Raw genomic sequence first — 12,774 nt, 5'->3', positions numbered from 1 at the left:
AATTATAGGGTTTGTAAGTCCTGAATTATTTAACTCGTCACTTGATTAATAGCTGCCAAAATATTGTCAATATCGTCTTGGTTCCATTGACTAGATTGAAATTCGGCAAAGTCTGAAGGTGTGTAGTTTGGTACTGTAAAAGATTGAGTGCCAGTAAGTAGAGAAAGTAAAGCAGTTTTAAAGTCTTGAGCTAAATTGGCAATTGTTTCTTGACGATGGATATTTTGGCTATAAATCCAATCAATTTGGAGTTGTCCTTGAACTATCAAGGCATTAATTTCTATGAGATGGCTGCGCTGTGCGCGTAAACTACGAGACAAACCACTAGATTTTGGTGCTTTGAATAAAGAAGACGGAGGTAAAGTTTGCTCGTAATTGCCAAGGTAGAGGAAAAGTACCTCTGCTTGTTGTAGCGATCGCAATTTTTCCGTAATAATTTCATCACCACTCAAGTAACGTAAAACCCCATACCCCAAACCCTGATTTGGGAAACTGCGGAGTTGTTCTTTCACCTGCTTTAAAATTTCCCCAGTTTCTTCAGTCTCCCTAATCTCTAAAAGCATAGGAGCAATATTAGTAAACCAGCCTACTGTACGGGATAAATCAATATCATCAAAAATTACATCTCTGCCATTTCCCTCTAAGTCAACCAGTAGCGAACTTGTTCCCGTCCACTTACTAAATGCTTGTGCTAAGGCTGCAAGTAACATATCATCTGTTTGCACTCGATAAGTTGCAGCAATTTCTTCCTGTAATGCTTGCGTTTCTTCACCACTCAAAGTAATAGAAATAGTCTCAGCAGAGGCTACAGTATTAACACCATCTGCATAATCTACTGGCAAAGGTGATACCCAGTCACGTTGATCTGCTAACCAATAAACCTGTTCTCTTTGTAACTCAATTGATTGAGCGTATTGAGTTAACCGCAAAGCCCACTGTTTGAATGAAGTTGTCTTTGGCGGTAACTTAATAACTTTTTCTTGGCTAAGTTGTTGGTATGCAGTCTCCAAATCTTCCAGCAAAATTCGCCAAGAACCAACATCAATCACCAAATGGTGAACTGCTAACAGTATGCGGCTAGGTTTATGCGCTCCCAAATCAAAGAATACAACCCGCACAATGGGGCCAGAAATCAGATTTAGACTAGCTTGTATCTCTGTAGCAGATGTTGCAAACGCCTGTTCTTGCTCTTGTGGTGATAGTCCTGATAAATCTACCTGCTCAAATGGTACAACTTCATCAGGAATACTATTTATCTGCTGCCAAACTGATGCTTCTGCGCGAAAACGTAGACGCAAAGCATCATGATGAATCAGTAAATGTTTAACCGTCTCTTGCAATAAAATTGGGTCAAGAGATTGTTGCACCTCAAGCACTACTGTTTGATTCCAATGGTGTGAATCAACTAAATTCTGCTCAAAAAACCAGTGTTGAATCGGTGTTAATGGCACTTCTCCTGTTACTAATCCCTGTTCGCTGAAAACTGTTTGCGTTCTGCTGGCTATTTCTGCTAATTGGGCAATAGTTGGGTATTCAAACAAATGCTGATTAGTAAATCGCAGTCCTGCTTTGTTGGCTCTAGCAGTAATCTGAATACTTAGGAGAGAATCACCGCCTAATTCTAAGAAGTTATCTTCAATTCCTACTTGTTCAATTCCTAATATTTCTTGCCAGATGTGAGCAATAGTTTCCTCTATTTCGTTTCGAGGAGCAACATAACTATTTTGCAAGTATGGTCTAGAGTGTAGTGCTGGTGAATCTGTTTGAGCAACAACTGCTGAAGGCTTGATCCACTGTTCAATTCTGGCTTGTAAGTCAGTCGTGGAAACAACTATTTGGTTGACTTTATTTAAGGATAATACTCGTTTAAATACCTCAATTCCTTCATGATTGCTCATAAAAAATTGGGTAGAAATTTCTGGTTTTGTTGCCAATTCTGTCACCAATTGACTAGTTAACCAGTTATCCCAATTTACACTTATCCAAGGTGTAGAACTTGTTTGATTATGTTGATAAACAAAGGCATCAGTGAAGTGATGGGCTGCTGGATAGGCTGCCATTCCTAATGCTCCTAAAACAGATGATAAGGAAGATATCAAAATACAGAAATCAAGCTCTATTCCTTGTAATGCTGCTTCTAAAATATACAGTCCATAACCGTTAGCTCTGAGTTGTTGTTCACATTCGCTTCTAGTGATTTCTTGAACTGTTTTAAACAGTTTAATTCCAGCAGCATGAATCACGCCATGTATCTGACCAAAACGGTCTACAGCCTGAGTAATCGCTGCTTGCATTTGACCTGCGTTAGCTACATCAGCACTGAGAGTTAAAATCTCTGCACCTAGTTGTTCTAATTCCTGTAATTTTCGGATTTTACTGCTGAATTTATCTTCTGCATCTTGTGTTGCTAACCAATCTTTCCATTCATCTTTCCTGGGGAAAGCTGAAGAACTAATTAGTATTAGTTTTGCTTTCATTGTTTGCGCTAAATATTCAGCAATTTCTAAACCAATACCACCCAAGCCACCAGTAATTAGATACACTCCTTCATGCCGCAACTTGGGGGCGTTGTTATCTAGCCGTAGTGGTTGATAAGATAGTACCCAACGATGATGTCCACGATAGGCGATCGCATTCTCACCACCGTAGGCGATCGCACTCCGCCCAGCGTAGCTGATCGCACTTTCAAATTCATGAGTATTTAACTCTGCTAGAAGTTGGTCTAACAGTTGGCTTTCTGCAACAGTCCCAGCCGCAGGAAGCACAATATCAATACTGCGACAGGTAATATTTCCATACTCTTGGGGAATGGTTTTACACATTCCTAAAATAGTTGCTTTCTCTGGACTTAACTTTTCTAAACCTGTCACATCGTAGATATCGTTTGTCACAACTAAGATATCTACAGGTTGAGTAATATTGTATTTACTCAAAGACTGCGCCAAAAATAACAAACTATAAAAACCTGTGTTTTGGCAATTGTCAAAATACTCAATTTTTGATGTTGTTTGTTCAGTCGGTGTGATACTCCAAAGGTGGAGAATTGCATCAGGAATTTGCCCGAAAAATTGCAACTCTTCAATTAAATCATCATAATCATCAGGCTGGCGAGGATTAATACTATATTCCTGCTCACTCAGTTTGCTAAACTGCTTTTCCTGCCAAACTGTAACAACCTTGTTACCTTCACCAGCTAAACGTTTTGCGATTTTTGCACCTACTTCACAACTATCTGCAAATACCAACACCTGTTTTTCAGATTTCACAGCTTGGGGTGCAATTGCTTGTTGCCAAACTGGTAGATAAAACCATTCTGCTATATCAGGCTTTTTCTGTTTGATAGCAGAAGATTCACTAGGCTTTTTCTGAGGTTCTAGCCAATAACGTTGACGTTCAAAAGGATATGTCGGTAGGGGAAGGCGATAGCGACGCTCAGAATTGTATAAGCTAGACCAATCTATTCCTACTCCCAACAACCAGAGACGACTAAGTGTATTTAGCAAGAATAAAACATCTGCTTGTTCTTCTTGGGGATGTCGTAATGAAGATAGTATCGGCTGCTGGTTGGCTCCAGTTTGTTGTTTGACAAAAGTACACAAAGTTCGCCCCGGCCCTACTTCCAGAAAAATCCGGTTTGGCTGTTGCAATAACAAGCACACACCATCTGCAAATTTCACAGTTTGGCGTAAATGATTTGCCCAGTAATTTGCATCAGTCGCTGCTTGTGCTGATATCCATGTGCCGGTGAGATTGGAGATAAAGGGAATTTGCGGAGAATTTAAAGTAATTTTCTTAACTTCGGCGATAAATGTCTGCAAAATCGGTTCCATCATCTGCGAATGGAAAGCATGGGAGGTATGCAGGCGACGACATTCTACGCCTTGGGCTAATAGTTGCTCACACAAAGCATCTATCGCTGCATGAGTTCCTGAGACTACACAGGAAGACGGTGCATTACTTGCTGCTAAAGATAAGTTTTCGTTTAATAAGGGTTTCACCTCTGTTTCTGAGAGGGGAATCGATAGCATACTCCCGCTTGGCAATTGCTGCATTAATCGTCCACGCACCACAACAAGTGTTAATGCGTCTTTCAGGGACATCACACCAGCAAGGCAAGCCGCCACATATTCCCCAATGCTATGACCAATCATGGCACTGGGAACAATGCCCCAAGACATCCACAACTGAGCTAAAGCATACTCAATGATAAATAATGCAGGCTGGGCTAGAGATGTTTGCGTAAGTTTTTCTTGGGCAGTTTCTGTATCAGATTGGGGATAGATAACTGTACGTAAATCTACATCCAACAAAGGTTGAAGTATCAAACAACAACGGTCTACAACTTCACGAAAGATTGACTCTGTTTGATAGAGTTCCTTGCCCATGTTGACATACTGACTACCTTGCCCTGGAAACATGAAAGTAATAGGGCGATCGCACGGTTCTTGGTATTGGGTGAAAACTCGTTGGCTAGCTCTATTTTGCAAAGTAGCGATCGCATCTTGAACATCCTCACATACCAAAATGCGACGATGATTAAACTCTCTGCGTCCTATTTGCAGCGTATAAGCAACATCCGCCAAATTTAGGTCAGGATGCTGCATGAGATGTTGAGCTAGATTATCGGTAGCCGTTTCTAATGCAGATTCCGTCTTGGCAGAAAGTACCAGTAACTGATATTTTCTCCCCTGCACCCCTACACTCTGCTGATCTACAACTGGGGCTTCTTCTAGAACAACATGAGCATTAGTTCCCCCCATCCCCAAAGAACTAACACCCGCACGACGTGGAGATAGCCCTGGTTTCCATTCGGTCAACTTTGTATTGACATAAAAAGGACTATTGGCAAAATCAATTTGGGGGTTGGGCTGCTCAAAATTTAGGCTGGGTGGTATTTGTTGATGTTTGAGGGCTAAAGCCGTCTTAATTAATCCGGTGACTCCGGCGGCTGCATCCAGATGACCGATATTTGTTTTCACAGAACCGATCGCACAAAAGCCTTTTTTGTCTGTACTGGAGCGAAAAACTTTGGTTAAAGCCGCTATTTCAATCGGATCGCCTAAAGTTGTCCCAGTACCATGCGCCTCAACATAGCTGATAGTTTCCGGTTCAATTCCTGCTAACATGATAGCTTCGGCGATCGCTTCTGCTTGTCCATCAACGCTAGGTGCTGTGTAACCAACTTTGTGTGAACCATCGTTGTTAATTGCCCAACCTTTAATGACTGCATAGATGTGATCTCCATCGGCGATCGCATCCTCTAGCCGCTTTAACAGAACCACTCCCACACCATTACCGACAGTTGTACCTTGAGCTTGGGCATCAAAAGCACGACAATGGCCATCAGGAGATAAAGTGCCTCCAGGTTGATATAAATAACCTGTTTTATGCGGAACTCGAATTGAAACTCCTCCCGCCAAAGCCATATCACATTGATAATTAATTAAACTTTGGCAAGCCAGGGTGATTGCTACTAGTGAAGTAGAACAAGCTGTTTGAACAGTCAGACTTGGCCCAGTTAAATTTAATTTATAAGATACACGAGTAGATAGAAAATCTTTATCATTACCGATTAACTTTTGATAAGACTGTGACGAGCCAAATTTGTCATCATTTACATCAAAAAATAAATAATTATTTAAACTAGCACCAGCATAAACTCCTATCCGATTTTCGCATCTATTGGAGTCATAACCAGCAATTTCTAAAGCTTCCCAAGCACATTCTAAAAATAAACGATGTTGCGGATCTGTAATTTCCGCTTCTTTAGGATTAACGTCAAAAAAAGCAGCATCAAATAAGTCAATATCTTCTAAAATACCGCTTGCTTTCACATAGTTACTATCATCTAAACAACTAGGAGCAATTCCTGCTGCTAATAACTCTTCATCTGTAAGCTGAGAAATTGATTCAATCCCAGCTTGTAAATTATGCCAAAATTCTGTAACATTTTTGGCTCCCGGAAAACGCCCCGATATACCAATAATTGCTATTCCTTCCATTGATGTCTCAGATGCTGTAATACCCATTTTCTCTTACTTGGGTTGGATTAAAATTAGCGTTTTGTTACTTTCAATAAACACAAGGGTGTAGGGGTGTAGGGGAAGAAACACAACTATTCCCTATTTTCTTGTTCCTGTCACCTGTCACCTGTCACCTATCTTGAGAGTTAATTCTAGTTATTTCATGTAACTGAGAAGAGAATAAATTCGTCTTCTTCTATCAGTAAATGAACGACGACCATGCAAAAATCTAGAGTTATCAATCATGACCAAATCGCCAGATTGCCAGGGTATCACCTCAGTTAAATTATTCATCAATTGCTGAATTGTATTGATAACCGTTGATGGAATTGGTGAACCATCCTCAAAAGTAACGACTCCTCTAGGATTTTTGTACTCAGCAATTAGACTATTAGCAAATGCGTCTTGATGACCATACTTTGTTTTCACTACAGCCGAACAAACATATTCTAGAGAAATAGATTGGTCTTGATTAATTTCGTAACTTAATCCCAAAATACCATTGAGAGTGCGCTTGACATCAGCGAGAGTAGCACCAACTCCTAGAAAACGCTTCCAGTCAGCAGCCGGGAATTTTTGGGAGAATTTGATTTTTTGGGTAATAAACAATTGTCGTAATTCTTCATCTAATTCTTGCCACACTCGCACACCATCCCAATATAAAGTTTCACCACCTTGAGCAGCAGGTACACCACAGCAAAACCAGATCACGTCAGGACGAAATGGAGAATTAGCATTCTCGCAATGAGGACTCACGTAGTGCATTCCTGGATCTACTAAAGTGACATATTTATTGCGTGGGTCAACTATTGGTCTGTCTTTGTCTAAGACAAATCTGGAACTGAATTTTTCGGCAAAGGCTTTCATTTGTTCATAGTCAACACCAAAACCTCGAAATAGTAAAATACCAGATGATTTAAAGTAGTCTAAAGTCTTTTGCACAGGCAGTTGCAAAATTGTCTGAGAACTATTGTTGTGAATGATTTTTGCACTGCTAGTTAATAACGAATCAGTTTCCATCATTATAATCTAAGTTCCCTTAAATGATTAGTAGTTTATGGTTTATCCAAAATATTTAGTTATTGATATTTCTGTCACGCTTCATCAATGATTTCTGTTTATTTGCGGCTGCTTTTTGCTTTAGAATGCGCTCATTTAAAGATGCAAAAGCAACTGTTTTTCTGGAAGCTAAATTTAGATATTTAGCCAAAGATTTAATAGTTGGGTTCTGAAACATTTCTACTATGGAAATGTCCTTGTGTAGCATTTCTCGCAATTTATGATTAACCTTAACCATTAATAACGAATTACCACCCAAGTCAAAGAAGTTATCATTTACGCTTATTTTTTGTATTTGCAATGTATCTAACCAGATTTTGGCGATCGCTCTTTCTAATTCAGAGTTTGGTGCTTCAAAAGCCTCTTTTAAATCAGAGCCTTGAACATCTGGTACAGGTAAGGCTCTACGGTCTATTTTACCATTAGGTGAAAGTGGTAATCTCTTTAACTCCACAAAGACAGAAGGAACCATATAATCAGGTAGTTTCTCTTTGAGATAATCGCGTAATTCCTGGGCAGAAAATGGCATTTCTGGATGCGGAATTACATAAGCAACCAAGCGATGATTTTTGGGTATATCTTCTCTGGCTACTACTACAGTTTCTCTAACATTTGGGTGTTGTGCTAATACTGTTTCAATCTCTCCTAATTCAATACGGAAACCACGAATTTTCACTTGATGGTCAATTCTGCCTAAATATTCAATATTGCCATCAGCAAGATAGCGTGCTAAATCACCTGTTTTATATAAAATTTGTCCTGATGCAAATGGGCTAGAAATAAACTTTTCTTCAGTCAATTCGGGTTTATTCCAATAACCACGCCCTACCCCTACACCACCAATATGTAACTCACCACTTACACCAATGGGAACAGGCTGTAAATGTTTATCTAATATATATATCTGTGTATTAGCAATTGGGCGACCAATAGGAACTATTTTTACATTACTATTAGGTTGACAAGCCCAATAAGTTACGTCAATTGAGGCTTCCGTAGGCCCATAGAGGTTGTGTAACTCAGCGTCTAATCTCTCATAAAAGCGTTGTTGCAGGTCAAAAGATAGTGCTTCACCACTACAAATTACTCGTTTGATACTACTACATTTGTCTAATTCTGGTTCTTCAATAAATACCTGTAACATTGAAGGTACAAAGTGAAGTGTAGTAATTTGCTCTTGAACAATTAATTGAACTAAATACCGACTATCTTGATGTCCGCCTGGTTTAGCTACAACTAAACTTGCACCTGTCAACAAAGGCCAGAAAAATTCCCAAACCGAGACATCAAAACTAAATGGTGTTTTTTGTAAAACTTTGTCGCTGGCTGTGAGTTGATATGTTTCCTGCATCCACAACAGACGGTTACACAAGCCTTTGTGAGTGTTCATTGCACCTTTGGGCTTTCCTGTGGAACCGGAGGTGTAAATTACATAAGCTAGGTTTTCTGCTGTAACTTCACTATTGGGGTTTTCAGGACTGTAAGCAGCAAATTCTTGAAAGTCGTCTATACATACTACTTGCGCTTGATGTGGCGGTAGTTCTGGGACTAGATGTGGTTGCACTAACAGCACCGACACTTGAGCATCTGCCAACATGAATGCTAAACGCTCTTTTGGATAAGTGGGGTCTAAAGGTACATAAGCACCACCTGCTTTGATAATTGCCAATATCACAATTACCATCTCTAAAGAGCGTTCCATACAAATGCCTACCAATACATCTGATTTCACACCCAGAGTTTTGAGATAATGGGCAATTTTATTAGCGCGTTGGTTTAATTCTCGGTAACTAAGTTTTTGATTTTCAAAAATCACAGCAGTAGCATCTGGCGTGCGTTCTACTTGCTGCTCAAATAGTTGATGTATGCACTGATTTTGCGGATAGTTCCTTTGAGTATCATTCCATTCAAATAGTAATTTTTGCCTTTCAATTTCTGTTAACAACGGCAAATTAGCAATATTAGTATCAGGAACATTAACAATAGCTTCTAGTAGGGTCTGGAAATGCTTTAGCATCCGATGGATAGTATCGGCGTTGAATAAGTCTGTGTTGTACTCTAAAGTTGCAACTAAACCCTGTTCTCTGTCTTCCATGAACAGAGTTAAATCAAACTTAGCCGAGCCGTTATCAACTTCTGTGAAAGTTAGGGAGATATCTGATAACTGTGGCGTGGGAATTGGCACATTCTGAAGCACAAACATCACCTGAAATAGCGGGTTGTGGCTGAGATCACGTTCAGGCTGGAGTTCTCCTACTAACTTATCAAAAGGTAAGTCTTGATGGATATAAGCTTCTAAAGCTGTTGATTTTACTCTTGTGAGTAATTCTCTAAAACTAGGCTGTTCAGATAAATCTGTACGTAAGACTAAAACATTGACAAATAAACCTATCAATGGTTCAACTTCAACAGAGTTGCGACTAGCAACTGGCGAACCCAACAAGATATCTGTTTGTCCTGTGTAGCGGTACAACAAGGTTTTGAACGCCGCCAACAGAGTCATAAATAAAGTTACGCCTTCTTGATGGCTCAGTTGCTTTAATGAGTCTGTAAGACTTTTGGGTAAAGATAGTTGGACTTTAGCACCGTTGAAACTTTGTATAGGCGATGTCTTGCGACAAGCCGCTCCGCGTCTACGCGGATGGTCGCAAGGTAAATCCAATATAGGCAGTTTACCACTTAATCGCTGCTTCCAGTATGTAAGTAGCGTTTCCCTGCGCTCTGGATGTAAATATTTTTGTTGCCAATAGGCAAAATCTACATATTGAATAGGTAACTCAGTCAGTGGAGAGGGTTTTCCATCAGCAAAAGCTTCATATATTGCTGCTAATTCTCGAATGAACACCCCAACAGACCAACCATCTGCAACTATATGATGGAAAGTTACAAGCAATTTAGATTCATTATCTGTTAAGCGTAGTAACAAGACACGCAATAAAGATTGACCAGCTAAATCAAACTGATGTTGAGCTAATTCTGCTATCAAGCGTTGTCTTGTAACTGTCGCCTCATCCTCTGATAATCCTCGCAAATCTTCAATTGGTAAGCTAAAGTTAACAGTCGGATTAATTACCTGAACTGGTTGTCCATCAACTAAGACAAAATTTGTTCGCAAAACCTCATGACGTTGAATAATTTCCTTTAAGCTTTGTGTTAGTGCAGCTACCTTTAAATGTCCCGTTAAATTAATCACAATGGGAATGTTATAAGCATAGGTATCAGGCGTTAACTGATGAATAAACCAAAGTCCCTGCTGCGAAAAAGATAAAGGATGGAAGTCAGTGCTTTTCTCAACTTTAGCCATGACTAAAGACGCGCTACCCGCACTAATTTCAGCGATTATTTTTGTTGCTAATCCTTGAATACTCAAACCTTCAAAAAAGTCTGCTACCGATACAGCGACATCTATATGGTTTTCAATCCTATTTTTTAATTCAAATACTCTTAAAGAATCCAGCCCTAAACTACTTACAGGCTGCTGAATATTTATTTGTGAAGGTTTTATTTTCAACACTCTCACTACTTGCTCAACTAGATAAGACTCTAATAATGGTTGAGCCTCACGCGGAGTAAGCGACAAGAGAATTGCGCGATTTAGCTGAAGATTATTTTCAGTTTCTATATAATTACTAATTTCATTAATACTACTATTTACTATCTGTAATTCACCAGCCAAAAATTCTGCTTTCGTAGCACGGCGTTGAATTTTTCCGCTAGAAGTCTTGGGAAGAGTCCCCGGTTTAATTAAAACCACTCCATAAACTTGGACTTCCTGTTCTTCTGCAACTGCTTGACGAATTGCTTCTGTGACTTCTGCTAAATTTGGTTTGGCGCGAAATTCTAATTCTTGCACCAATACCAATTGTTCTTGGTTGTCAACCTCTATACAAAAAGCTGCATTGCTACCAGCACGTAATGATGGATGAGAACGTTCTGCGGTGATTTCAATATCTTGTGGGTAAAGGTTACGACCCCGAATAATAATTAAATCTTTGGCTCTACCAGTAATATAGACTTCTCCCCTATCCAAAAAGCCTAAATCACCTGTGCGTAAAAAAGGCCCTTCTCCAGTATCTTGCAAAAAGGCCTGGAAAGTTTGCTCTGTTTCTACTTGACGATGCCAATAGCCTTGACCAATACTAGGCCCAGATACCCAAATTTCCCCTACTTCCCTATCCTGACAGCGCGTTAACGTTTCTGGATTAGCAATTACAACCCTCTGTTGTGGTACGCTGCGACCACAACCAACTAATTTAATAGAGTTCTTTGCATCACCAACCGCATCTATTACATAGTTACGCTCTAAAGCGCTTTTCTGCACAGATAGTTTATTTACTAACGCAGATTTGATGCCCCCAGATATCATCAAAGTCGCCTCTGCCATGCCGTAGCAAGGATAAAAAGCTTCAGGACGAAAACCGCATTCGGCAAAGGTGGCAGCAAACTTCTCTAGAGTATCACCACGAATTGGTTCAGCACCGTTAAAAGCCACAGTCCAACTGCTTAAATCTAAGGTTGAACGTTGCTCAGGAGTAATTTTTTCAATACAAAGTTCGTAGGCGAAGTTAGGAGCGCCGCTAGTAGTGCCTTTGTAACGAGAAATTGCCTGTAACCAACGGTAAGGACGTTGGAGAAAAGACACTGGCGGCATCATAATACAAGGAAAACTAGCATACAAAGGTTGTAGTACGCCACCAATCAGTCCCATATCATGATAGACAGGTAGCCAAGTGACAAACTTACTACTAGGGGAATGTTCCATATACTGGCGCGTCACCTCAGCATTGTGTAGCAAGTTGCCATGAGTGAGCATAACACCTTTGGGTGTGCCAGTAGAGCCGGAAGTGTATTGCAAAAAGGCTAGAGTATCTGTATTGATGAGAGGTTTTTGCCAAGCTTGTTCTATACCTGGGGTGAGGTTGTCGGTAGTTAGCCAAAGGATATTATTGACATTAAATTTATCAGCAAGCAAAGACTTCAATTGATCTAAAATTGCCGTCGTTGTCAGAACTACTGCGGCTTGTGCATCTTTTAAAATTGCCAAGATTCTGGGTGTGTTGCGGGCGTTGCGTGGGGGATAAGCTGGGACTGCTACCACGCCAGCATATAGACATCCAAAGAATGCTGGTAAGTAATCAACAGCAGGTGGATAAAGTAACAAAGCACGCTCACCGCTTAAACCTAAAGCTTGTAGTTGAGATGCGATCGCTCTACTTTGCCGATCTAACTCTTGATAAGTTAGAGTTATTGTTGGCGCTTCGCCATCATGTAAAAAGGTAAAAGCTTCATCTTTTGCTTGTTCTACCGACCTATAACGCAGTAGTTCTACCACTGTCGAACAATTACAAACCATTTGTTCTAAATGATTGACAAATCGAGTCATTGCACCTTCAAAGCCCTGACGTACAGAACGAATTGTTAAAATTGGCTACCAATAGCGCCCTTGTTTAAAGTGATTAAACGTGTCTACTCCGTCCCATCAATAGCACGTTAACCTGAGTTCGACGGCTGGAAAAAACCCCACTTCCATTCCTCTCACGCCAGTTGCTACAAGTCGGCAGAGCCTTTCACCAGTTGCCTGGGTCGGGCTAACCCTCCCGCAGCACTGGTTCACCAACGCACTGGCTCCCCTAAAAGGAGAGAGGCTTTAAAAGCCTAATTTATCGTTGATATCTCATACCTGACATCTTGC

3 protein-coding genes are annotated in these 12,774 nt (G+C 40.3%); all 3 read right to left on the bottom strand.

Features of this window, described 5'->3' with window-relative positions; all coding sequences use genetic code 11:
- Nucleotides 1–29: 29 nt before the first annotated feature.
- Nucleotides 30–6,029, bottom strand: coding sequence for a type I polyketide synthase (locus H6G83_RS05135; protein WP_190467940.1), 6,000 nt, complete (start codon nucleotides 6,027–6,029; stop codon nucleotides 30–32).
- A 150-nt stretch (nucleotides 6,030–6,179) separates the two neighbouring features.
- Nucleotides 6,180–7,043 (bottom strand): TauD/TfdA family dioxygenase, encoded by an 864-nt coding sequence (locus tag H6G83_RS05130; protein ID WP_242044428.1) that lies wholly within the window; start codon nucleotides 7,041–7,043, stop codon nucleotides 6,180–6,182.
- A gap of 55 nt (nucleotides 7,044–7,098) precedes the next feature.
- Nucleotides 7,099–12,465 carry a non-ribosomal peptide synthetase gene (locus H6G83_RS05125; protein WP_190467934.1) on the bottom strand — a complete coding sequence of 1,789 codons (5,367 nt, stop codon included), beginning with the start codon at nucleotides 12,463–12,465 and terminating at the stop codon, nucleotides 7,099–7,101.
- Between the last annotated feature and the right edge of the window lie 309 nt (nucleotides 12,466–12,774).

It is taken from the genome of Anabaena azotica FACHB-119 (assembly GCF_014697625.1).
Classification (GTDB): domain Bacteria; phylum Cyanobacteriota; class Cyanobacteriia; order Cyanobacteriales; family Nostocaceae; genus Trichormus; species Trichormus azoticus_A.
Note: the sequence above shows the minus strand (reverse complement) of the source record. Positions and strands in the feature narration are given on the sequence as shown.